The organism is uncultured Alsobacter sp., from assembly GCF_945952055.1.
In the GTDB taxonomy this organism is placed as follows: domain Bacteria; phylum Pseudomonadota; class Alphaproteobacteria; order Rhizobiales; family Beijerinckiaceae; genus Alsobacter.
Window position 1 is genome coordinate 41,080 of the sequence record NZ_CAMFHB010000038.1, and the last position, 21,123, is coordinate 62,202.

Consider the following 21,123-nt stretch of genomic DNA (forward strand, 5'->3'; position numbering starts at 1 on the left):
GTGGAAAATGACCAGCCCCTCGCTCACGCCGTCTCCGTGGTGGACGCCGTCCGTCCATGCGGATCGGCGCCCGTTCCTCATGGCTCGCAACCGGATCGTCGCCGGCCTGCGGGCCTGGTTCGCGGACCGGGACTTCGTCGAGGTGGACGCGGCCGCCCTGCAGGTCTCCCCGGGGAACGAGGCGCATCTGCACGCCTTTTCCACGTCGGCGCTCGCGCCGGACGGCTCGTCGTCGCCGCTGTACCTTCACACCTCGCCCGAATTCGCGTGCAAGAAGCTGCTGGCGGCGGGGGAAAGCCGCATCTTCGCGCTGGCACGGGTCTACCGGAACCGGGAGCGCGGCCCGCTGCATCACCCCGAGTTCACCATGCTCGAATGGTACCGGGCGCACGCCCCCTACGAGATTCTCATGCAGGACTGCGCCGCCCTGCTGCAGATGGCCGCCGACACGACGGGCGTCGATGCATTCGTCTTTCGGAATGGTACTTGCGATCCGCGGCAGGAGCCGGACCGTGTCACGCTGGCCGGAGCGTTCCGCGATTTCGCGGGCATCGATCTCCTGGCCACCGTCGCCCCGGACGGCGCCACGGATCGCGCCGCCCTGGCCGCGGCGGCCACCGCGGCCGGCATTCGAAGCGCGGCGGACGATTCCTGGGCCGATATCTTCAGCCGCGTGCTGGTGGAGAGGGTGGAGCCGCGCCTGGGCTTCGGCCGCCCGACGATCCTGTGCGAATACCCGGTGAGCGAGGCCGCCCTCGCCCGCCCCGCGGCGCACGACCCGCGCGTGGCCGAACGCTTCGAGCTCTATGCCTGCGGCGTGGAGCTCGCCAACGGCTTCGGCGAACTCACCGACGCCGCGGAGCAGCGCCGACGGTTCGGTGCCGAGATGGACGAGAAGCAGCGTGTCTACGGGGAGCGCTATCCCATCGACGAGGATTTCCTCGCGGCGCTCGCCGCGATGCCCCCGGCCAGCGGCATCGCGCTCGGCCTCGATCGGCTCGTGATGCTGGCGACGGGCGCGCACCGGATCGAGCAGGTGATGTGGACGCCGGTTGCGGTTTCGTGAGAGGAAGCCCGCGACAGCCGACACCCTCCCGGAACCGTTGCCATGCGTTCGCCCGAACCCGTCCGATTGCCTCTGCCGCGCACCTTGCGCAGCGTGGACGAGCTCGTGGGGACCGGCCTCGTGTCGAAGGAGACCGCGCCGGCGCTGGAGGCGGTTGCCGAGCGCTATGCCGTCGCGGTCACGCCCGCCATGGCGGCGCTCATCGACCGTAATGACCCGAACGACCCCATTGCGCGGCAGTTCCTGCCCGACGGGCGCGAACTCGACAGGGGCGAGCAGGAGCGGGCCGACCCGATCGGCGACGACGCCCACAGTCCCATCCCCGGGCTCGTCCACCGCTACCCCGACCGGGTCCTGCTCAAGCTCGTGCATGTCTGCGCCGTCTATTGCCGCTTCTGCTTCCGGCGGGAAACCGTGGGCCCGGACGGCGCGGGCGGGCTGACCCAGGACGAGATCGACGCGGCGGTGGCCTATGTGCGCGAACGTCCCGCCATCTGGGAGGTGATCGTCACGGGGGGCGACCCCCTGGTGCTGTCGCCCCGGCGGCTCGCGTCGCTCGTCGAGGCCTTCGCCGGGATCCCGCATGTCAGGATCATGCGCTGGCATACCCGGGTTCCCGCCGTGGCGCCCGAGCGCGTCACGCCCGAACTGGTGGCGGCGCTGCGGTCGCCCGACCTCACGACCTATGTCGCCCTGCACGCCAACCATCCGCGCGAACTGACTCGCGAAGCCCGGGCGGCTTGCGCCCGGCTCATCGACGGCGGGGTCGCCATGGTCAGCCAGACGGTGCTGCTCAAGGGCGTCAACGACGACGTGGAGACGCTGGCGGCGCTGATGCGGGCGTTCGTCGAGGCGCGGGTGAAGCCCTACTACCTCCACCATGGCGACCTCGCGCCCGGCACGTCCCACCTGCGCACGACGCTGGAGGAGGGCCGCGCCCTCATGGCGGCCCTGCGCGGTGCGGTCTCCGGCCTCTGCCAGCCGCACTACGTGCTCGACATTCCCGGCGGCTACGGCAAGGCCCCGATCGCCCCGGACGCGCTGTCGCCGGATGGCGCGGCCGTGCGGGACTGGCGCGGCGGGCTGCACGCCTATCCTCCGGCCGCTGATGCCGAAGGGTGAGTGACGACCCATTCACCACGTGTGACGATTGACCCCACGACAACCGTCAAGACCATGGGCGCGTGAAGGCGGCCGCAACCGGTGGCATGCGACGGGAAGAGCCGACGCGGCCGGGAGGCCGCCTTGAAGGGGTTTCCGCCATGCGTATCTGGGCCGTTATCGCCGCTCTCTTTCTCGTCTGGGTTGCAGGAGCCGCTCCTGCCCAGGCCAAGGTCAACATCTCGGTCGATTTGGCCAAGCAGACGATGCGGGTCGAAAACGGGACGGGCGAGACCTACACCTGGCCGATCTCGAGCGCGCGCAAGGGCTTCGTGACGCCGCGCGGCACCTACGCCCCGCAGCGGCTCGCCACGATGCACTATTCGCGCAAGTACCACATGTCGCCTATGCCCCATTCGATCTTCTTCCACGCGGGCTGGGCCATCCACGGCACCAACGAGGCCCGCGCGCTCGGCCGGCCCGCGTCGCACGGCTGCGTGCGGCTGTCGAAGGAGAACGCCGCCAAGCTCTTCGCGATGGTGAAGGCCGAAGGCGCCGTCATCCGCATCGACGGCACGCCGCCCCACGGCACCATGATCGCTTCCAACGCCAAGGCGAAGTCGAAGGCCGTGAAGATCGCCTCCGCCAAGCGCAAGGTTGGGCCGGTGGCCCTGGGCTACGCGCCCGTGGGGCGCAGCGCGCCGCCGCTGAACGTGTGGGCGAAGGATCCCGCGCACTGGACCCTGCGCTGACCCCGGTTCGCGTCACGCAGGTGCGACGACCTCGCGAATAGGCTAGACTGCGCGCCGGGAGACGGCGATGCGCGGCTGGATCAGCGAGGAAGAGGACGAACGGGCCAGGCAGACGACAGTCAATCTGCTGGTCGTGATCGTATGCCTGCTGCTCATCGGGGCTGGGCTCTACCTCGTGGAGTCGATCCATCGGGCCAGCCGCATCCAGAACTGCTTCGAGGCGGCGCGAAAGGTGTGCTCCGTCTCGCCGCGGTGACCTCACGCTGACGCCGAGGGGGCAATCGCCTCCTCCACAAGAGGAATTCGGCGTTCCCGCAAGGAGCGTGGCCTCGACGCGGCGCGACGGCTGTGGCACGTTTTCTGCCTCGAAGCGTGCCGACCCGGTTTGACTGCAAGCGACTCATGCCGATGCGCGACAAGACGATCCTGACCGTCCTCCATCAGGAACATTCGACGCCCGGGCGCGTCGGGCGCCTTCTCACCGAGCGGGGCTACCGGCTGGACGTGAAGCGACCGCCGCTGGGCTGCGTCCTGCCCGAATGCCTCGACGGCTATGCCGGGGTGGTCGTGTTCGGCGGGCCCATGAGCGCCAACGACGAGCATGACTGGCTGCGCCGCCAGACCGACTGGATCGGCGCGGTCCTGGCCAACGGAACGCCCTATCTCGGCCTGTGCCTGGGCGCGCAGATCCTGGCGCGGCACCTGGGTGCCGCCGTGAAGCCCCACGCCGAAGGCTGCGCCGAGATCGGGTACTACCAGGTCAGACCGACCGCCGCCGGCGAGGCCCTGGCCGCCGACATCGGCGTGCAGTGGCCGGACAAGGTCTACCAGTGGCATCGCGAGGGCTTCGACCTTCCCGCCGGCGCGGAGATGCTGGTGGAGGGCGACCTCTTTCCGATCCAGGCGTTCCGCCACGGCAACGCTTACGGCTTTCAGTTCCATCCGGAGGTGACCTACGCCATGATGTGCCGGTGGACCACCCGCGCGCATGAGCGGATGGCCATGCCGGGGGCGCGGCCGCGGGCCGAGCACCTCGACGGGTGGTACCAGTTCGATCCGGCCGTCCGGCGCTTCCTGGACGGCTTCCTCGACCACTGGCTGAGTTCATCGCCTGCCCAGACCATGGGCACGCGACGCATCGACGCCGCGCAGGGGGCCGGCGTCGGCCGTGCTGCAGTCGAACTGGTCGGCGCCTGACGCCTCCCCCCGCGTCACGACGTCCGACGCGAGGAGACGACCATGACCCACAGCTCGATGCGGCGCTCGATGGCGCTGGGCGCGCTTGCCGCCGGACTTTGCCTTGGCGGGACAGCTGCCCGTGCCGATTCCATCGACGGCAACTGGTGCAATTCCACCAACAACAAGCAGATGCAGATCGTCGGCACGATGATCGTGACACCTGGCGGCAAGAAGCTGCAGGGCAGCTATTCGCGCCACACCTTCGCCTACACCATTCCCGACACCGAGACGCCGGCCGGCGCTCCCGCGTCGCTGCAGCTCGTCAACGAGAACCGGATCTCGGCCACGTTCGGCTCGACGCCGGCGGAGATGTGGCACCGCTGCGAGCAGACCAGCTGACGCGGCGCCCGCGAGCGGACGGCGCGGGGAGGCTCAACCCTCCGCGCTGCCGCCCTCGAACAGGCGCAGGAACAGCAGCGCCCCGAGCGCGAACGAGCCGTTGATGACGAGCCCGGTCAGCGCCCGCTGCACCGTGATGGCCTCGATCACGCGTCCCTTGAGCGGCGTCACGACATACCATCCGACCGCCGTGGTGGCGGCTCCGAAGATCAGCACCACGGCGATGGCGGCCCAGAGGCTGCGGCCGAGCCGCGCCGAAATCAGCGCCAGCAGTATGCCCCACACGCCACCCCAGAAGGCGAGCGAGAAGATCTGGTAGACGCCCAACGGTGGGACCGGTGTGACCGGCCATCCCCGCGGTCCGCCCGGCAGGATGCCGAAGTAGCCGCCGAGCCAGATCACGCTCTGGTGGACGGTCAGGACGGCCAGGAACCCGGCGATGAAGCCGAGGAGAATGCGACGAATGGGCATGGTCCAGATCCAGGTGGCACATCCAGAGAATCATGGCCACCGTGCCGCCGCAAGGGCGGGTTGCGGGCTTCGGCCATGGCTCTGCCCTCCTGCGCGGCGCCTTAAGTGGAAGCCCGATCTGGCCAAGCCCGCGCTGGGCCTTCATTCTGCGGCCTGCATGGACTTCTCCCACCCGACGCTGCGTCCACTTTCGATCTCGGGGCCATGACACGCGCTTTGAACGTCACCGCCGGTCTCATCTACCTCGCCTGGCTCGTCATCGGGGGCCTGCACGCCTCTGCCGGGCCGCGTTCGGAGACGGCGAGACCCCGGCCCGTCCTGGCGGGCAACCTCCACTGACGGTCCCGGCGCGAGCTCGGCCATTCGTCCTCACCGGGGCTGGCGTGAAGCTGGTGCGATGCTATCTTCATCCGGGGTCAACGGGCGGAGACAAGCCATGAAGTCCATCTTCCTTCCGATCGACGATCCTGAGGTGTGCCGGCCGATGTTCGAGGTGGCGCTCGCCTATGCGAGGCGCTTCGGATCGCACATCGAGAGCGGCGCGACGGTGCCCGTGCTCGACAACTACATCGTCGGCGAAATGGTGCCGCTCTGGCCGCCGCAGCAGCGCAGCATGGGCGACATCGCCCGCGAGGCTCACGACGTGTTCCAGTCCGCGATGATGCGCGCCGGCCTCTCGCCTGAGTCCGCCTCGAGCGATGGCGGCCCGAGCTTCGGCTGGTACGAATCGCCCCTGCTCGGCGACGGCGCCGTCGCGGCGCGCGCCCGCGTGTTCGACGCGACCGTCGTCGGCCGTCCCACGGCGAGCGGATCGGGCCCGCGTCTCTCCCTGCTCGAGACAATCGTCTTCGAGAGCGGGCGGCCGCTGCTGATCGCTCCGCCCGACGCCCAGCCCGAGACCATCGGCGACAGCGTTGTGATCGCCTGGAACTGCAGCACCGAGACGGCGCGCACGACCGCGCTGGCCATGCCGATGCTGCAACGGGCCAAGCGCGTGCAGGTCCTCACGGTCGAGGGCGGCACGGTGCCGGGGCCGAGCGGCGCCGACATGGCGCGCATGCTGCGCCTCAACGGCATCCCCGCCGAAGAGCTGACCGTCTCCGACAAGGGCCGGACCTCGGGCGAGGCCATCCTCACCCATGCGGAGGGCTTCGGCGCGGACCTGCTGATCAAGGGCGCCTACACGCAGAGCCGGCTTCGCCAGATGATCTTCGGGGGCGCGACCAGCCACGTGCTGGCCCATGCGCGCATTCCCGTGTTCATGGCGCACTGACGCTTCGCGGCCCGGCTCCGGCCCGTCCGGGGCCGCCTGGGGATCGAAGGGTGTCGCACGCCGGCCCCTTTGCCGCCCGATTCGGCGTGCCTCCTGGGGTCCGGACGGCGCAAACTGCGGCCGAGGCACTGGCAGCACGGGGTCATCGTGGCTAGGTTAGCCTTTCCACACGATCCCCCGGAGTGCCGTTTGACCCGCCCTCACGCCGTTGCCCATGCCGTCATCCCATGTGCCGAGCCCGCCGCGAGGCCGCTCGAACGGGCGATCGAGGCGACGGGGCGTGCAGGATCGCCGGCCGTGCGCGGGCTTAGCATCACGCTCGAACGGGTCTGAGGACCCGTCATGGCGACGATCTCCGACCGGACCCCGTGGTGGGCCCTGGCCTGGCCCCTGGCCGGGTGGGCCGTCCTTGTCGTTTCGCTGCTTGTCGGCCTTCCCTCGGTGCTGCCGGTCCTGGCCGGTGCCGCGCTGATCGCGACGGTGTTCGCGGCCGTCTACCATGCCGAGGTCGTCGCCCATCGCGTAGGTGAACCCTTCGGCACGCTCGTCCTTGCTGTCGCCGTGACGGTCATCGAGGTCGCGCTCATCGTGTCCATGATGATCGCCGGCGGGCCGGACAAGGCGACGCTGCCGCGCGATACGGCCTTCGCGGCGGTGATGATCATCTGCAACGGCCTCGTCGGCATCTGCCTCCTGTCCGGAGGCGTCCGGCATCGCGAGCAGGGCTTCCAGCTGCAGGGAGCGCTCGCGGCGCTGGCGGTCCTGGCGGCGCTCGTCACCCTCACGCTGGTGCTGCCCAACGTCGCGACGAGCTCGCCCGGTCCGCATTTCTCCTCCTCGCAGCTCATCTTCGCCGGGGTTGCGTCGCTCGTACTCTATGGCAGCTTCGTCTTCGTCCAGACCGTGCGCCACCGCGACTACTTCCTGCCGCCGGGGGGCGGCAGCGAGGACGATCACGCGCCGCAGCCTCCCGCGCGCGCCGCCACGATCAGCTTCGGTCTCCTGGTCGCCTCGCTCGTGGCGGTGGTCGGGCTCGCCAAGGCGCTGACGCCGACCATGGAATCGGCGCTCGAGGCAGCGGGCGCGCCCAAGGCCCTGGTGGGCATCATCATCGCCACCCTCGTGCTCCTGCCGGAGAGCCTCTCGGCCCTGCGCGCGGCCCGTGTCAACCGCCTGCAGACGAGCATGAACCTGGCGCTCGGGTCGGCGCTCGCCAGCATCGGGCTCACCATCCCGGCGGTCGCCGTTGTGTCGCTCGTCATCCACACGCCGCTGGCGCTGGGTCTCGACCCGAAGGAAATCGTGCTCCTGTTCCTGACGCTGTTCGTCTGCGTCATCACGCTTGGCACGGGCCGCACGACGGTGCTCCAGGGCGTCGTGCACCTGGTGATCTTCGCGGCATTCCTGTTCTTCGCCCTGGTGCCCTGACGAGCGCTCGTCCGCCTCGCTCCGCGACGCTGTGACAAGCCTCGCCCGGGCGTGTCACAGTCGCGCCATGACGGCCCTCGACATCGTCCCGCGCCTGCGCCTCACGGCGACCCGCGTCGCCTATGGCGCGCACATGGTGCACGACGGCTTCACCGACTGCATCTACGTGCTGCTGCCCCTGTTCCAGGCCGAATTCGGCCTGACCTACACGCAGACCGGGCTGATGAAGGCGCTGTTCTCCGGCGCGCTGGCGGGATTCCAGACGCCGTCCGCGCGACTCGCAGGAGCCATCGGTCCGCGTGCGGTGCTGGCGGGGGGCACGGCGCTGGCGGCGTGCGGCTTCCTGCTCGCGGGCGCGAGCGCCGGCTTTGCGATGCTGATGCTGGCGATCCTGGTCATGGGGCTGGGCACCAGCGTCCAGCACCCCATCGCATCCGACCTCGTGGCGTCCGAGCACGAGCATGGCGGCGGGCGCGAGGCGCTGAGCCGCTACAACGTGGCGGGCGACGTGGGGAAGGTGATCTTCCCCTCCCTCGTCGCGCTCATGCTGGGGGTGATGGCCTGGCGCTCGGCCGCGACCGTGGTCGGCGTCTTCGGCCTGGTGGCGGCCGGCGCGATCGCGCTCGCCCTGGCGCCCGGGCGCATCGCCGCGCGCAGCCAGGCCGACGCCGCGCCCGATGCCGCATCCGGCCGCTGGCGCAGCCCCGCCGGCTTCGCCGCCCTGCTGGGGATCGGCATGATCGACAGCGCGACGCGGACGGGCTTCCTCACCTTCCTGCCGTTCCTGCTGACCGCCAAGGGCGCGGGCGCCTCCACGATCGGCCTCGCCCTGTCGCTGGTCTTTGCCGGCGGCGCGTTCGGCAAGCTCGCCTGCGGCCTCCTGGCGGCGCGCATCGGCCCCTCGCCGACGGTGCTCCTCACGGAGACCCTCACCGCGGCGTTGATCGTCGCGCTGCCCGTCCTCGACGTGGTGCCGGTGCTCGTCGTCCTGCCGCTGCTGGGCGTCGCGCTCAACGGCACGTCGTCGGCCCTCTACGGCACGGTTCCCGAACTCGCCGGCCCCGCCATGCGCCGGCAGGCCTTCGCGATCTTCTACACCGGCACGATCGGGGTCGGCGCCGTCGCGCCCGTATTCTACGGCCTGTTCTCGGACCGGCTCGGACTCACGACGTCGATGATGCTGGTGGGCGCGGCGGTGCTTGCGACCCTGCCACTGGCGGTGGTGCTGAGCCGCCTCCTGAAGCGCTCGACCCTGCCGGATGCTCCACGGCAGCAGCCGTGAAGCCCATCGACGTCAGACCTGTTTGGGAAGACCTGGTGGAGCTGAGGGGATTCGAACCCCTGACCTCTGCAGTGCGATTGCAGCGCTCTCCCAACTGAGCTACAGCCCCCTTCCGGGTGCGGGCCTTCTAGGCCACGGCGGGCCGGCCGTCAATTGGGTTCTCTCGCGCGGCGCACGCGGGTCGTCGGCCGTCCGTTTTGCGGCGTTTTTGCCGCACGTATTCGTAACATCTTAAGGCAGCGGACGCGCTGGCTCGCGCGGGCTTGTCGGAGCGCGCGGGGGCGCGCTATGTCAGGGGTTCCCGCCCGTGCCGGAGTCCGTGATGCGTGCCGTCCTGAACGTGATCCTCCTCGCCCTGCAACTGTACACCTGGGTGCTGATCGCGTCGGCGGTCCTGAGCTGGCTGGTGGCCTTCAACGTGGTGAACATGCGCAACGATGTCGTGCGCATGATCTACAACGGCATCTACCAGCTCACCGAGCCCGTGCTGGCGCCTATCCGGCGCCGCCTGCCCAACATGGGCGGGCTCGACGTGTCGCCCATCGTCGCCTTCCTGCTCATCATCCTGATCGAGCAGATCATCCAGATGTACATCTACCCGTACGTGTTCTGATGGCCGACAAGCTCCTTCCCTGGCAGGCCTGCGACGAGGGCGTGCAACTCGCGGTTCGTCTCACGCCGCGTGGCGGCAAAGACGCCATCGAGGGCGTCGAGACGCTGTCCGACGGCCGAAGCGTCCTGAAGGCGCGGGTGCGCGCCGTGCCGGAGAACGGCAAGGCGAACACGGCGTTGATGAAGCTGGTGGCCGACGCCTGCGCGGTGGCGCCGGCCCAGGTGACCCTTGCCTCGGGCGCCACGGCCAGGGTGAAGAACCTGCGTGTCCAGGGCGACTTCGATGCCCTGGCCCGGGCACTGGCGCGGGCCGCGGGGCTCAAGCGCTGAGGAGACTGCCATGGCGGCAACGATGATCGACGGCAAGGCCGTGGCCGAGGCGTTGCGCGGCCGCATGCGCGAGGCGATCGCCGCTCTCGAGGCAAGCCACGGCGCGGTGCCGGGCCTGGCGGTGGTGCTCGTCGGCGAGGATCCCGCGAGCCAGGTCTATGTCCGCAACAAGGGCAAGCAGACCGTCGAGATCGGCATGCGGTCCTTCGAGCACAAGCTGCCCGCCACGGCGTCGGAGGCCGAGCTCCTCGATCTCGTGGGCAAGCTGAACGCCGATCCGGACGTCGACGGCATCCTCGTGCAGCTTCCCGTGCCGGCGCACATCAGCGCCGACCGCGTGATCGAGGCGATCGATCCCGCCAAGGACGTGGACGGGCTGAACCCCGTCAATGCCGGGCGCCTGGCCAGCGGCCTGCCGGGCCTCGTGCCCTGCACCCCCTGGGGCAGCATGCGCCTGATCCGCTCGGTCCGCACGGATCTGGCGGGGCTCGAGGCGGTGGTCGTCGGCCGCTCCAACCTGGTCGGCAAGCCCATCGGGCAGCTGCTCCTGAAGGAGAACTGCACGGTCACGATGGCCCATTCGCGCACCCGCGACCTGCCCGCGGTGTGCCGGCGCGCGGACATTCTCGTGGCCGCGGTCGGCCGGCCCGGAATGGTCAAGGGCGACTGGGTGAAGCCCGGCGCCATCGTCATCGACGTGGGCATCAACCGCGTGGAGGCCCCCGATCTCGGCGAGGGTCGCACGCGTCTCGTGGGCGACGTGGCCACCGCCGAAGCGGCGCTCGTCGCCGCCGCCATCACGCCCGTGCCCGGCGGCGTGGGGCCGATGACGATCGCCTGCCTGCTGGAGAACACGATCACCGCGGCCTGCGCCCGGCGCGGCTGGGTTCTGCCTGTCCTGTGAGGCGTGGCCCTGCGCCCTTAGTTTGAGCGACCAAAGTGCAAAGGCTCTCCGCCTTGAAGCCTTTGATCCAACTTCCCATACTATGCGCCGATTGCGGGTCGGCCCCCGGCGGCCCGAGGCACATGGAAACGTCTGTCCGCTCGCCTCAGCCCGCTGACAACGACCGCTCATCAAGGGCGGTCGCGCCTTTTGGGAGGAACCCGAATGTCCGAGAAAGTCTACCCCGTTTCCGCCGAATGGGCGAAGCGCGCCTGGGTCGATGACGCCAAGTACCAGGACATGTATGCCGCCTCGGTGCGGGACCCCGAGGCCTTCTGGGGCGAGCAGGGCAAGCGCATCGACTGGATGAAGCCCTACACCAAGGTCAAGAACGTCAGCTACGCGCCGGGCGCGGTCTCCATCAAGTGGTACGAGGACGGCGTCACCAACGTGGCCGTCAACTGCGTCGACCGGCACCTGGCCAAGCGCGGCGACCAGGTCGCGATCATTTGGGAAGGCGACGATCCCAACGACTCGAAGGCGATCACCTACAAGGAGCTGGCCCACGAGGTCGGCGTGTTCGCCAACGTGCTGAAGAAGCACGGCGTGAAGAAGGGCGACCGCGTCACCATCTACCTGCCGATGATCCCCGAGGCGGCCTACGCCATGCTGGCCTGCGCCCGGGTCGGCGCCATCCACTCGATCGTGTTCGGCGGCTTTTCGCCCGACAGCCTGGCGAGCCGCATCGAGGACGCCACCTCGGCCGTCGTCATCACCGCGGACGAGGGTCTGCGCGGTGGCCGCAAGGTGCCGCTGAAGGCCAATGTCGATGCGGCGGCGGACAAGGTCGACTGCCTGAAGACGGTGCTGGTCGTGAAGCGCACCGGCGGTGCCGTGACCATGAAGCCGGGCCGCGACGTCTACTACGACGAGGCCGCCAAGGGCGTCTCGGCCGACTGCCCGGCCGAGCCGATGAACGCGGAAGACCCGCTGTTCCTGCTCTACACCTCGGGCTCGACCGGCAAGCCGAAAGGCGTGGTGCACACGACGGGCGGCTATCTCGTCTACGCGTCGATGACGCACCAGTACGTGTTCGACTACCACGACGGTGACATCTACTGGTGCACGGCGGACGTGGGCTGGGTCACCGGCCACAGCTACATCGTGTATGGGCCGCTCGCCAACGGCGCGACCACGCTGATGTTCGAGGGCATCCCCACCTATCCGTCCATCTCCCGCTTCTGGGACGTGGTGGACAAGCACAAGGTCAACATCTTCTACACCGCCCCCACCGCGATCCGCTCGCTGATGGGTGCCGGCGAGGAGCCGGTGAAGCGGACGTCGCGCGCCTCGCTGCGCCTGCTGGGCTCGGTCGGCGAGCCGATCAACCCGGAAGCGTGGGAATGGTACTACCGCGTCGTCGGCGACAACCGCTGCCCGATCGTGGACACGTGGTGGCAGACCGAGACCGGCGGCATCCTCATCACGCCGCTGCCGGGTGCCACGAAGCTGAAGCCCGGCTCCGCCACCCGGCCCTTCTTCGGCGTGACGCCCGAGGTGGTTGACGCCGAAGGCAAGGTGCTGAGCGGAGCCTGCGAGGGCAACCTCGTCATCTCCGACAGCTGGCCGGGCCAGATGCGCACGGTCTACGGCGACCACCAGCGCTTCATGGAGACCTATTTCTCCACCTACGCCAACAAGTACTTCACCGGTGACGGCTGCCGGCGCGACGCCGACGGCTACTACTGGATCACCGGGCGCGTCGACGACGTGATCAACGTCTCCGGCCACCGCATGGGCACGGCCGAGGTCGAGAGCGCGCTGGTCGCCCATCCGAAGGTGTCGGAAGCGGCGGTCGTGGGCTACCCGCACGACATCAAGGGCCAGGGCATCTACGCCTACGTCACGCTGATGGCGGGCGAGGAGCCGACCGAGGCGCTGCGCAAGGAGCTGGTGGGCTGGGTGCGCAAGGAGATCGGCCCGATCGCGTCCCCGGATCTCATCCAGTTCGCGCCCGGCCTGCCCAAGACCCGCTCCGGCAAGATCATGCGCCGCATCCTGCGCAAGATCGCGGAGGACGAGTTCGGCAGCCTGGGCGACACCTCGACCCTCGCCGATCCCGGCGTGGTGAACGACCTCATCGACAACCGCCAGAACCGGCGGGCCTGAGGCCTCTCACCAACCGATAACCGTCATTCCCGATCGCGGTCGCCGCGATCGGGAACCTCGACTACCGTGCGCGGCGTTCAGATCCACAGGAGGTGGACATGACGCGTGCGGTGCTCGTTCTTGCGACCCTTCTGGGGTCGGTGCTTCCGGTTGCGGCCGCGGTCGACCGCGTGCCCTTCACGGAGCCCGTCCAGCCCGGCGTCATCGTCATCCGCACCGGCGAGCGCAAGCTCTACCTGCCCCTGGGAGACGGCAGCGCCCTGCGCTACCCCGTGGCCGTGGGCATGCGCGGCAAGCAGTGGCAGGGCACGGCCCGCATCGACGGCAAGTATGTCGAGCCGGCCTGGTCGCCTCCGGCCGAGGTGAAGCGCGCCAAGCCGTCGCTTCCGGACGTCATTCCGCCGGGCCCCAATAACCCCATGGGGGCGCGCGCGCTCACGCTCGACCGCGGCGAATACGCGATCCACGGCACGAGCCGCTCGATGCGCGGCTCCATCGGCACGGCCGCCTCGTTCGGCTGCATCCGCATGCTCAACGAGGACATCGTCGACCTCTACGAGCGGGTTCGGGTGGGCACGACGGTGGTCGTGCTGCCGTAAGGTCCTGCGTCCTTCGGCACGCCTGCTCCGCAGGCTGCCCAGGACGAGGACTGTCGTTGATGAATCAATTCGATCTGAGCAGCCGCCGGAGGCGGCGTGTCGAAGGACGGACGACCTTTCCGGGCCTCAGGCCGCCATTCCGGGCAACGGCTCGCCGCGCAGCAGGCGCGGCATTTCGGGTCCGAAGGCGGCGGCCTGGCGGATGAGGGTCGACTTCAGGACCGGCAGCCGTTCCACCACGCCCAGGCCCAGGTCACGCAGCATGCGAACGGGCGTGAGATCGTTTGAGAAGAGCCGGTTGAGGCCGTCGGTGACGGCTCCCATCAGCAGCGTGTCGAAGCGGCGGGCCCGCTCATAGGCGGCCAGCACGTCCGGTGCGCCGGGATCGAGACCCAGGGCGGCCCGGGCGACGACGACCTCGGCGAGCGCCGCCGCGTCGCGCAGGCCGAGGTTAAGTCCCTGCCCCGCGATCGGGTGCACGATGTGGGCGGCATCGCCCACCAGCGCCATCCGGTCGGCGACGAAGCGGCGGGCGATGGCGAAGGACAGCGGGTAGGCGGCCGGCTTCGTCTCCAGCGTCAGGGCGCCGAGATGCAGGCCGAAGCGCCGCTCGATCTCCGCCAGAAGATCCTCGCCATCGAGGCCCAGGATCGCCGGGACGTCCTCGGTGCGCTCCGTCCACACGATCGACGAGCGGCGCCCGGGCAGCGGCAGGATGGCGAAGGGGCCGGACGGCAGGAAATGCTCCTCGGCCCGGCCCTCGTGCTCGCGCTCGTGGCCGATCGTCGCCACGATGCCCGACTGCCTGTACGACCAGGCCACGCGCGTGATGCCGGCCTCCTCCCGCAACGGGGAGCGCGCCCCGTCGCAGGCGGCCAGGAGCGACGCGGACGCCGTGTCGCCGGACCCGAGGCGGATGTCGACGCCCTCCGAGTCGGGCGCCGACGACCGGACCGTGTCGGCCAGCAGGACCACGCCCGCCTCACGGGCGGCCTGCGTCAGGGCCGCCAGCAGGGCCGTGTGCTCGGCCATGTGCGCGAAAGGCTCGCCGGCCTCCACCTCTCCGGCGAAGGTGAGGAACACGGGGCGGACGGGGTCGGCGACCTTGCTGTCGGTGACGATCATGTCGAGGATCGGCTGCGTGCGCGCCGCGATTCCGTCCCAGACGCCGAGGGTTTCGAACATGCGTCGGGGGCCGGCCGCGATGGCGAAGGCCCGCCCGTCCTCGCGCAGGGGCCGCGCCAGCACCGGGTCGCAGACGGTCACCGCCAGGCTGCCGGCCAGCGCCCGTTTCAGCGCCAGGCCCAGGCAGAGCCCCACGACGCCGGCGCCGGCGATGAAGACGTCCGATCGGTGGTGCGCGGCCATGGCCTTGTCCCTGGCGGAAGGAATGCCGGCCGGGTCTACCCCGCGCGAGGCAGCGCGGCAATGCGGCCGATCAACCGGCCCGCGTTGCCTCGCTGCAGGGCTCGTGGTCTGGTGCGGCTGTCGAATCGAGGATCTCCGGTGAGCCTGGCCGTCGAAACCCTGATCTCCCTGCTGGATCTCGAACAGCTCGAGGTCAATCTGTTCCGCGGCGTCAGCCCCCAGGACGGCTGGCAGCGCGTGTTCGGTGGACAGGTGATCGGGCAGGCCCTGGTGGCGGCCTGCCGCACGGTGGACGGCCGGCTTCCCCATTCGCTGCATGCCTATTTCATGCTGCCCGGCGACCCGCGCGTGCCGATCATCTACGAGGTCGAGCGGCTGCGCGACGGCGGCTCCTTCTCGACCCGACGGGTCAAGGCGATCCAGCACGGCCACGCCATCTTCGCGCTCTCGGCCTCCTTCCAGGTGGCCGAGGAGGGGCTCACCCACGCGGCGGCCATGCCCAACGTTCCCGCGCCGGAGGATCTTCCCGGCGAGGCCGTTTTCCGAGATGCCTTCCTCAAGCGGGTGCCCGAGCCGGTGCGGCGCTATTTCGAGCGGGAGCGGCCGATCGAGCTGCGCCCCGTGGAGTTCCAGCGCTATCTCTCGCTGGAGCCCCTCGATCCGGTCTTCCACGTCTGGATCCGCACCACGGGCCCGCTGCCCGACGATCCGGCGCTGCACCAGTGCGTGCTCGCCTATGCGTCGGACCTGACGCTGCTCGATTCCACGCTGATCCCGCACGGCCTGTCGGTGTTCGCGCCGGAGATGCAGACGGCGAGCCTCGACCACTCGCTGTGGTTCCACGAGCCTTTCCGCGCCGACGACTGGCTCCTCTACGCCCAGGAGAGCCCTTTCGCGGGCCACAGCCGCGGATTTGCGCGCGGCTCGATCTTCACGCGGGACGGCCGCCTGATCGCGTCCGTCGCCCAGGAAGGTCTCATCCGCCGGCGCACGGCGGCCAAACCGCACAAGAAATAGGCATTTGCTCAGATTGCGGCCGCGTCTTAGGCCGCGCGGCGCGAGTGGGCGATTCCGACCGCGCCACTGCGCGTAATTTTTCACCAACCATGCGGTGCCCGGAAAACTGGCACGCTGCTTGATTGTCCGACCTCGGCTCGAACCGCGCGCGGCAGCGCAGGTGGCGTAACGGGGAACCGAAATCCATGAAGATCGTGATGGCCATCATCAAGCCATTCAAGCTCGAGGAGGTCCGCGACGCGCTGACCGCCATCGGAGTGCACGGCTTGACCGTGACCGAAGTGAAGGGCTACGGCCGCCAGAAAGGTCACACCGAAATCTACCGCGGCGCCGAGTACGCCGTCAGCTTCCTGCCCAAGCTCAAGATCGAGGTCGCGGTGGCCTCCGAGCTGGTGCCCAACGTGATCGACGCGATCTCGTCTGCCGCCAAGACCGGCCAGATCGGCGACGGCAAGATTTTCGTTTCACCCATCGAGCAGGCAGTCCGCATTCGCACCGGCGAGCGCGACGGCGACGCGCTGTGATGCGCTGAGATCGGACAGGAGTTGAGGTTATGAAGGTCTTTTCTTCGATGAAGGCCGGAGTGCTCGGGGTCGGTCTCGCCGCCCTGACCAGCGCCGCCGCCTTCGCCCAGGCTGCCGCCGCCGCGCCGGTGCCCAACAAGGGCGATACCGCCTGGATGCTGGTCTCCACGGTTCTCGTCCTGCTGATGACGATCCCGGGCCTCGCGCTGTTCTACGGCGGCCTGGTCCGCACCAAGAACATGCTGTCGGTGCTGAGCCAGGTCTTCGCGATCGTGGCGCTCGTGTCCATCATCTGGGTCGTCTACGGCTACTCGCTCGCCTTCACCAACGGCGGTTCGCTGAACAGCTATGTCGGCGGCTTCTCCAAGGCCTTCCTGGCCGGTGTCGACGCCAACGCCAACGCCGCCACCTTCTCCAACGGCGTGGTCATCCCCGAGCTGGTCTACATGGCCTTCCAGATGACCTTCGCCTGCATCACGCCGGCGCTGATCGTCGGCGCCTTTGCCGAGCGCATCCGCTTCTCGGCCGTGCTGCTCTTCGTGGCCCTGTGGGTCACCTTCGTGTACTTCCCGATCGCCCACATGGTCTGGTACTGGGCCGGTCCGGACGCGGTCGCCGATGCCGCCAAGGCCGTCGCCACGGCTGCCGACGCCGCCGCCAAGACGGCCGCGCAGGCCAAGCTCGACGCGGTTAACGCGGATGCCGGCCTCATCTACCAGTGGGGTGCCCTGGACTTCGCGGGCGGCACCGTGGTGCACATCAACGCGGGCATCGCCGGCTTCGTGGGCTGCCTGCTCATCGGCAAGCGCATCGGCTACGGCAAGGACCTGATGGCCCCGCACTCGCTGACGATGACCATGATCGGCGCGTCGCTCCTGTGGGTGGGCTGGTTCGGCTTCAACGCCGGCTCCAACCTCGAGGCCAACGGCACCGCAGCGCTGGCGATGGTGAACACCTTCGTCGCCACCGCCGCCGCCGCCCTGTCCTGGCTGTTCGTCGAATGGGCCGCCAAGGGCAAGCCGACCATGCTGGGCCTTGTGTCGGGCGCGGTCGCCGGCCTCGTCGCGGTGACCCCGGCCTCCGGCTTTGCCGGCCCGATGGGCTCGATCGTCCTCGGCCTGGCCGCGGGCGCGGTCTGCTTCTTCTTCTGCAGCACCGTGAAGAACGCCTTCGGCTACGACGACTCGCTGGACGTCTTCGGCGTCCACTGCGTCGGCGGCATCCTGGGCGCGCTGGCCACCGGCATCCTGGTCAACCCGTCGCTCGGCGGCGTCGGCATCCCCGATTACGTCACCAAGCCGGGCGAGCTGGTCGTCGCCGAGTACGTGTTCAGCGCCGCGTTCATGGCCCAGGTCAAGGCCGTGCTCCTGACCGTCGTCTGGTCGGGCATCGGCTCCGCGGTGATCTACAAGGTCGTCGACGTCATCGTCGGCCTGCGGGTCAGCACCGAGAAGGAGCGCGAGGGTCTCGACATCGCCGAGCACGACGAGCGCGCCTACAACTACTGATCAAGCGTTCGGTCCTCGCGGATCCTCCGCGGGGACCGGTCCCGGCACCTTCGGTGTCGGGCCTCAGCGGCGGTGGGCGCGTCTTCCCCCGGTTTCCTCCCTGATCTCGGGCGGCCCTCGTGGCCGCCCCTTTTTTTGTTTGGGAGCGAACACCTTCCCGCTCCTCGCGCACCGCGCGCATCCTGCCCTCTATTCGCCGCACGGACCCGCAAGGTTAAGAGCCCCTTAACCGCGACCTCCCTAGGCTGGAGGTTGGCGGGCCCGCGTCGTCGGCGGGCTCCTTCTTGCGTCGGGATCACGAATGCGGACGACACGGGCGAGCCGGTCTGGCTTCGAGCACGTATCCGAGATGGTGCGCGACTTCCTCTGGCGTCGCGCGGCGGAGATCGCCGGTCTCGCCATGCTGGGATTCGCGGGCGCCTGCGGGCTGGCGCTGGTGACGTGGTCCGTCCAGGACCCGAGCCTGAACCATGCCATCGAGGGACCCGTCCGCAACATGCTGGGGCGGCCGGGCGCCATCGTCGCCGACATCCTGATGCAGCTCACGGGCGTCGCCTCCATTGCCTTCATCGCCCCGCCGGCGCTTGCCGGGGTGCGTCTTCTCGGGGGCCGCCCTCTGGTGCGGGCCCGGCTGCGCCTCGTCCTGTGGATCGTGGGTGCGCTGGCCGCCATGGGCGTGGCCTCGGCCCTTCCCACCACTGCGCGCTGGCCGCTCCCCACCGGCCTCGGCGGGGTGCTTGGCGATGCCGTGTTCTCCATGTTCCACGGCATCACGGGCCAGGGGCAGGGCCCCATGCGGATCCTGGTGACCCTCGGCCTGGCGATCGCCGCGATCCTGGGCCTGTCGGCCGCCGCCGGCTTCGGCTTCGACCATGCCGAGGAGGAGAGCGAGCCCCGCGAACGGCGGCAGGCAAGGCTCGACGACCTCGAAGAGGACGACCGCGGCGGCGAGCCGGGCATCGGCATCGTCTCGGTCGGCGCGGTCATCCATGGCCTGCTCGCCGCCAAGGGCGCCATCAGCCGGCGCTTCGCCAGGCGGCGCGCCGGCCCCGGGGTCATGGCGCGCCTGCTGGCGCGCGTGCCGCGCCGCGAGGCCGAGCCCGATCCCCTGGCCGGCCTGCGGGTGGCCTCTCCGGCCCGTGCGGAACCGGGCTTCGGGCCGCGCACCGCGCGGCCGTCGCCGCGGCCGCAGCCGCCGGTGGACGAAGGCTATGACGACGAGGTCGAAGAGGTCGAGGAGACCGAGGAGGAGGTCGAGGACGACGGCCAGGTGATCGAGGCGGTGGCGCAGCCCCGCGTCGCGCCGCGTGCGCCTGCCCCCAAGCCCGGCAAGCGGCTGGCGCGCGAGGCCCAGCCGTCCTTCCTCGAGGAGGACAGCTACCAGTTGCCGCCGCTGGCGCTGCTGGCCGAGCCGCGCAAGCAGGCGACGCCCTCCGTCTCCACCGAAGCGCTGGAGCAGAACGCCCGCCTCCTCGAGGGCGTGCTGGAGGACTTCGGCGTCCGCGGCGAGATCATCAATGTCCGTCCGGGCCCCGTCGTCACCCTGTACGAGCTGGAGCCGGCCCCGGGCATCAAGTCATCCCGCGTCATCGGGCTCGCCGACGACATCGCACGGTCCATGAGCGCCATCTCCGCGCGCGTCGCCGTGGTGCCCGGCCGCAACGCCATCGGCATCGAGCTTCCCAACCAGAAGCGCGAGACGGTGTACCTGCGCGAGCTCCTGGCCTCGGAGGACTTCGAGAAGACGAAGCTCAAGCTGGCGCTGTGCCTGGGCAAGACCATCGGCGGCGAGCCGGTGATCGCGGAGCTCGCCCGCATGCCGCATCTGCTCGTCGCCGGCACCACCGGCTCGGGCAAGTCGGTCGCGATCAACACCATGATCCTGTCGATCCTCTACCGGCTGAAGCCGGAGGAGTGCCGTCTGATCATGGTCGATCCCAAGATGCTGGAGCTCTCCGTCTATGACGGCATCCCGCATCTGCTCACCCCGGTCGTCACCGATCCCAAGAAGGCGGTCGTCGCCCTCAAATGGGCGGTGCGCGAGATGGAGGAGCGCTACAAGAAGATGTCGAAGCTCTCGGTGCGCAACATCGACGGCTTCAACGCGAGGGTCGGCGAGGCCAAGGCGGCGGGCGAGGTCATCACCCGCACCGTCCAGACCGGCTTCGACAAGCATTCCGGCGAGGCGATCTACGAGGAGGAGGTCATGGACCTCGAGCCTCTGCCCTATATCGTCGTCATCGTCGACGAGATGGCCGACCTGATGATGGTCGCCGGCAAGGAGATCGAGGGCACGATCCAGCGCCTCGCCCAGATGGCGCGCGCCGCCGGCATCCATGTCGTGCTGGCCACGCAAAGGCCCTCGGTCGACGTCATCACCGGCACGATCAAGGCGAACTTCCCGACCCGCATCTCCTTCCAGGTCACGTCGAAGATCGACAGCCGCACCATTCTCGGCGAGATGGGCGCGGAACAGCTCCTGGGCCAGGGCGACATGCTCTACATGGCCGGCGGCGGGCGAATCGGCCGTGTCCACGGCCCCTTCGTCTCCGACGACGAGGTAGAGAAGGTCGTCGCCCACCTCAAGATGCAGGGCCGGCCCCAGTATCTCGAGGCGGTGCTGCAGGACGACGAGCCGGCGCCCGGCGAAGAGGCCGAGGACGGGGCCGTCTTCGACAAGGGCGAGTTCGGCGCGCCGGGCGGCGATCTCTACGACCAGGCGGTCGCGGTGGTGCTGCGCGACAAGAAGGCTTCCACGTCCTATATCCAGCGTCGGCTGCAGATCGGTTACAATCGCGCCGCCTCCCTCATGGAACGCATGGAAAACGAGGGCATTGTCGGTGCAGCGAACCACGCGGGAAAGCGCGAGATCCTCGTGGAGCAACCCGCAGGACGCGGCGACGCGCCGTTCGACGACGACTGACCGCCGGGCCCTGCGGGGGCACGGTCGCGAAAGTGCCACACAGGACGAATAGCCCGACTGCATGACACGCCGACCCCGCCTCCTGCCGTGCCTCGTTGGCGCCCTGCTCCTCGCGATGCCCTGCGCGTCGTGGGCGCAGCCGTTGCAGCTGCCCACCGGCAGCGGCGCGCCGGCCGCGGCTCCCCGGCCCGCGGCGCCGGCGGGCGAAGCCCAGGCGCCGCGTCCGCGCGCCATCCCCA

21 protein-coding genes and 1 tRNA gene are annotated in these 21,123 nt (G+C 69.7%); 19 read left to right on the top strand and 3 right to left on the bottom strand.

Features of this window, described 5'->3' with window-relative positions:
* Nucleotides 1–7 precede the first annotated feature (7 nt).
* The 6 genes from epmA (at nucleotide 8) to Q0Q47_RS23080 (ending at nucleotide 4,497) form a co-directional block, all read left to right on the top strand.
* The gene (gene epmA / locus Q0Q47_RS23055) at nucleotides 8–1,066 is read left to right on the top strand and encodes an EF-P lysine aminoacylase EpmA (protein ID WP_293865410.1); all 1,059 of its coding nucleotides are present in this window, start codon (nucleotides 8–10) and stop codon (nucleotides 1,064–1,066) included.
* 66 nt (nucleotides 1,067–1,132) lie between these two features.
* Complete coding sequence (locus tag Q0Q47_RS23060) at nucleotides 1,133–2,188, top strand: lysine-2,3-aminomutase-like protein (RefSeq protein ID WP_293865471.1); 1,056 nt, start codon at nucleotides 1,133–1,135, stop codon at nucleotides 2,186–2,188.
* Nucleotides 2,189–2,328: 140 nt separating this feature from the next.
* Nucleotides 2,329–2,919: a L,D-transpeptidase gene (locus Q0Q47_RS23065; protein WP_293865413.1), complete on the top strand. Its 591-nt coding sequence runs from the start codon at nucleotides 2,329–2,331 to the stop codon at nucleotides 2,917–2,919.
* A gap of 67 nt (nucleotides 2,920–2,986) precedes the next feature.
* The gene (locus Q0Q47_RS23070) at nucleotides 2,987–3,175 is read left to right on the top strand and encodes a hypothetical protein (protein WP_293865416.1); all 189 of its coding nucleotides are present in this window, start codon (nucleotides 2,987–2,989) and stop codon (nucleotides 3,173–3,175) included.
* 146 nt (nucleotides 3,176–3,321) lie between these two features.
* Nucleotides 3,322–4,116, top strand: coding sequence for a glutamine amidotransferase (locus tag Q0Q47_RS23075; protein ID WP_293865420.1), 795 nt, complete (start codon nucleotides 3,322–3,324; stop codon nucleotides 4,114–4,116).
* Between the two features lie 42 nt (nucleotides 4,117–4,158).
* Nucleotides 4,159–4,497 carry a hypothetical protein gene (locus tag Q0Q47_RS23080; RefSeq protein WP_293865424.1) on the top strand — a complete coding sequence of 113 codons (339 nt, stop codon included), beginning with the start codon at nucleotides 4,159–4,161 and terminating at the stop codon, nucleotides 4,495–4,497.
* 33 nt (nucleotides 4,498–4,530) lie between these two features.
* Here the strand turns inward: Q0Q47_RS23080 and Q0Q47_RS23085 are convergent, their stop codons facing one another.
* Complete coding sequence (locus tag Q0Q47_RS23085; protein WP_293865427.1) at nucleotides 4,531–4,968, bottom strand: hypothetical protein; 438 nt, start codon at nucleotides 4,966–4,968, stop codon at nucleotides 4,531–4,533.
* Between the two features lie 204 nt (nucleotides 4,969–5,172).
* On the opposite strand from Q0Q47_RS23085, the gene Q0Q47_RS23090 reads away from it, so the two are divergent.
* The 4 genes from Q0Q47_RS23090 to Q0Q47_RS23105 all read left to right on the top strand — a co-directional run bounded on the left by Q0Q47_RS23090 (nucleotide 5,173) and on the right by Q0Q47_RS23105 (nucleotide 8,951).
* Nucleotides 5,173–5,307, top strand: coding sequence for a hypothetical protein (locus Q0Q47_RS23090; protein WP_293865429.1), 135 nt, complete (start codon nucleotides 5,173–5,175; stop codon nucleotides 5,305–5,307).
* Between the two features lie 97 nt (nucleotides 5,308–5,404).
* Entirely contained in the window at nucleotides 5,405–6,241 is an 837-nt protein-coding gene (locus tag Q0Q47_RS23095; RefSeq protein WP_293865432.1) for a universal stress protein, read from the top strand.
* Nucleotides 6,242–6,583: 342 nt separating this feature from the next.
* On the top strand, nucleotides 6,584–7,669 hold the full coding sequence (locus Q0Q47_RS23100) for an ionic transporter y4hA (protein WP_293865435.1): 1,086 nt from the start codon (nucleotides 6,584–6,586) through the stop codon (nucleotides 7,667–7,669).
* 67 nt (nucleotides 7,670–7,736) lie between these two features.
* Nucleotides 7,737–8,951 carry an MFS transporter gene (locus Q0Q47_RS23105; RefSeq protein ID WP_293865438.1) on the top strand — a complete coding sequence of 405 codons (1,215 nt, stop codon included), beginning with the start codon at nucleotides 7,737–7,739 and terminating at the stop codon, nucleotides 8,949–8,951.
* Nucleotides 8,952–8,984: 33 nt separating this feature from the next.
* Here Q0Q47_RS23105 and Q0Q47_RS23110 read toward each other — a convergent pair.
* A tRNA-Ala gene (locus Q0Q47_RS23110) sits at nucleotides 8,985–9,060 on the bottom strand.
* A 213-nt stretch (nucleotides 9,061–9,273) separates the two neighbouring features.
* On the opposite strand from Q0Q47_RS23110, the gene Q0Q47_RS23115 reads away from it, so the two are divergent.
* The 5 genes from Q0Q47_RS23115 (at nucleotide 9,274) to Q0Q47_RS23135 (ending at nucleotide 13,544) form a co-directional block, all read left to right on the top strand.
* Entirely contained in the window at nucleotides 9,274–9,564 is a 291-nt protein-coding gene (locus tag Q0Q47_RS23115; protein WP_293865441.1) for a YggT family protein, read from the top strand.
* On the top strand, nucleotides 9,564–9,893 hold the full coding sequence (locus tag Q0Q47_RS23120) for a DUF167 family protein (protein ID WP_293865444.1): 330 nt from the start codon (nucleotides 9,564–9,566) through the stop codon (nucleotides 9,891–9,893). Before Q0Q47_RS23115 ends, Q0Q47_RS23120 begins: the two co-directional genes overlap by 1 nt.
* A gap of 10 nt (nucleotides 9,894–9,903) precedes the next feature.
* Nucleotides 9,904–10,797, top strand: coding sequence for a bifunctional methylenetetrahydrofolate dehydrogenase/methenyltetrahydrofolate cyclohydrolase FolD (gene folD / locus Q0Q47_RS23125; protein WP_293865447.1), 894 nt, complete (start codon nucleotides 9,904–9,906; stop codon nucleotides 10,795–10,797).
* Between the two features lie 204 nt (nucleotides 10,798–11,001).
* Nucleotides 11,002–12,945, top strand: a complete 1,944-nt coding sequence (gene acs / locus Q0Q47_RS23130; protein WP_293865450.1) for an acetate--CoA ligase — start codon at nucleotides 11,002–11,004, stop codon at nucleotides 12,943–12,945.
* A 98-nt stretch (nucleotides 12,946–13,043) separates the two neighbouring features.
* Nucleotides 13,044–13,544, top strand: coding sequence for a L,D-transpeptidase (locus Q0Q47_RS23135; protein ID WP_293865453.1), 501 nt, complete (start codon nucleotides 13,044–13,046; stop codon nucleotides 13,542–13,544).
* Between the two features lie 126 nt (nucleotides 13,545–13,670).
* On the opposite strand, the gene Q0Q47_RS23140 is transcribed toward Q0Q47_RS23135, so the two are convergent.
* On the bottom strand, nucleotides 13,671–14,912 hold the full coding sequence (locus Q0Q47_RS23140) for a ubiquinone biosynthesis hydroxylase (protein WP_293865456.1): 1,242 nt from the start codon (nucleotides 14,910–14,912) through the stop codon (nucleotides 13,671–13,673).
* Between the two features lie 138 nt (nucleotides 14,913–15,050).
* On the opposite strand from Q0Q47_RS23140, the gene tesB reads away from it, so the two are divergent.
* The 4 genes from tesB (at nucleotide 15,051) to Q0Q47_RS23160 (ending at nucleotide 20,884) form a co-directional block, all read left to right on the top strand.
* On the top strand, nucleotides 15,051–15,929 hold the full coding sequence (gene tesB / locus Q0Q47_RS23145) for an acyl-CoA thioesterase II (protein WP_293865459.1): 879 nt from the start codon (nucleotides 15,051–15,053) through the stop codon (nucleotides 15,927–15,929).
* Between the two features lie 185 nt (nucleotides 15,930–16,114).
* Nucleotides 16,115–16,453 carry a P-II family nitrogen regulator gene (locus tag Q0Q47_RS23150; RefSeq protein ID WP_293865462.1) on the top strand — a complete coding sequence of 113 codons (339 nt, stop codon included), beginning with the start codon at nucleotides 16,115–16,117 and terminating at the stop codon, nucleotides 16,451–16,453.
* Nucleotides 16,454–16,482: 29 nt separating this feature from the next.
* Nucleotides 16,483–17,961, top strand: coding sequence for an ammonium transporter (locus tag Q0Q47_RS23155; RefSeq protein ID WP_293865465.1), 1,479 nt, complete (start codon nucleotides 16,483–16,485; stop codon nucleotides 17,959–17,961).
* Between the two features lie 301 nt (nucleotides 17,962–18,262).
* Nucleotides 18,263–20,884 (top strand): DNA translocase FtsK, encoded by a 2,622-nt coding sequence (locus Q0Q47_RS23160; protein ID WP_293865468.1) that lies wholly within the window; start codon nucleotides 18,263–18,265, stop codon nucleotides 20,882–20,884.
* Nucleotides 20,885–21,123 lie beyond the last annotated feature (239 nt).

What these genes read in the sequence shown, in the direction of transcription:
- Q0Q47_RS23105 (WP_293865438.1), top strand. Translation starts at nt 7,737, where the DNA reads ATGACGGCCCTCGACATCGTCCCGCGCCTGCGCCTCACGGCGACCCGC.
- epmA (WP_293865410.1), top strand. Translation starts at nt 8, where the DNA reads ATGACCAGCCCCTCGCTCACGCCGTCTCCGTGGTGGACGCCGTCCGTC.
- Q0Q47_RS23080 (WP_293865424.1), top strand. Translation starts at nt 4,159, where the DNA reads ATGACCCACAGCTCGATGCGGCGCTCGATGGCGCTGGGCGCGCTTGCC.
- acs (WP_293865450.1), top strand. Translation starts at nt 11,002, where the DNA reads ATGTCCGAGAAAGTCTACCCCGTTTCCGCCGAATGGGCGAAGCGCGCC.
- Q0Q47_RS23115 (WP_293865441.1), top strand. Translation starts at nt 9,274, where the DNA reads ATGCGTGCCGTCCTGAACGTGATCCTCCTCGCCCTGCAACTGTACACC.
- Q0Q47_RS23135 (WP_293865453.1), top strand. Translation starts at nt 13,044, where the DNA reads ATGACGCGTGCGGTGCTCGTTCTTGCGACCCTTCTGGGGTCGGTGCTT.
- Q0Q47_RS23155 (WP_293865465.1), top strand. Translation starts at nt 16,483, where the DNA reads ATGAAGGTCTTTTCTTCGATGAAGGCCGGAGTGCTCGGGGTCGGTCTC.
- Q0Q47_RS23070 (WP_293865416.1), top strand. Translation starts at nt 2,987, where the DNA reads ATGCGCGGCTGGATCAGCGAGGAAGAGGACGAACGGGCCAGGCAGACG.
- Q0Q47_RS23075 (WP_293865420.1), top strand. Translation starts at nt 3,322, where the DNA reads ATGCCGATGCGCGACAAGACGATCCTGACCGTCCTCCATCAGGAACAT.
- Q0Q47_RS23085 (WP_293865427.1), bottom strand. Translation starts at nt 4,968, where the DNA reads ATGCCCATTCGTCGCATTCTCCTCGGCTTCATCGCCGGGTTCCTGGCC.
- Q0Q47_RS23120 (WP_293865444.1), top strand. Translation starts at nt 9,564, where the DNA reads ATGGCCGACAAGCTCCTTCCCTGGCAGGCCTGCGACGAGGGCGTGCAA.
- Q0Q47_RS23100 (WP_293865435.1), top strand. Translation starts at nt 6,584, where the DNA reads ATGGCGACGATCTCCGACCGGACCCCGTGGTGGGCCCTGGCCTGGCCC.
- Q0Q47_RS23090 (WP_293865429.1), top strand. Translation starts at nt 5,173, where the DNA reads ATGACACGCGCTTTGAACGTCACCGCCGGTCTCATCTACCTCGCCTGG.
- folD (WP_293865447.1), top strand. Translation starts at nt 9,904, where the DNA reads ATGGCGGCAACGATGATCGACGGCAAGGCCGTGGCCGAGGCGTTGCGC.
- Q0Q47_RS23150 (WP_293865462.1), top strand. Translation starts at nt 16,115, where the DNA reads ATGAAGATCGTGATGGCCATCATCAAGCCATTCAAGCTCGAGGAGGTC.
- Q0Q47_RS23140 (WP_293865456.1), bottom strand. Translation starts at nt 14,912, where the DNA reads ATGGCCGCGCACCACCGATCGGACGTCTTCATCGCCGGCGCCGGCGTC.
- Q0Q47_RS23095 (WP_293865432.1), top strand. Translation starts at nt 5,405, where the DNA reads ATGAAGTCCATCTTCCTTCCGATCGACGATCCTGAGGTGTGCCGGCCG.
- Q0Q47_RS23160 (WP_293865468.1), top strand. Translation starts at nt 18,263, where the DNA reads ATGCGGACGACACGGGCGAGCCGGTCTGGCTTCGAGCACGTATCCGAG.
- Q0Q47_RS23065 (WP_293865413.1), top strand. Translation starts at nt 2,329, where the DNA reads ATGCGTATCTGGGCCGTTATCGCCGCTCTCTTTCTCGTCTGGGTTGCA.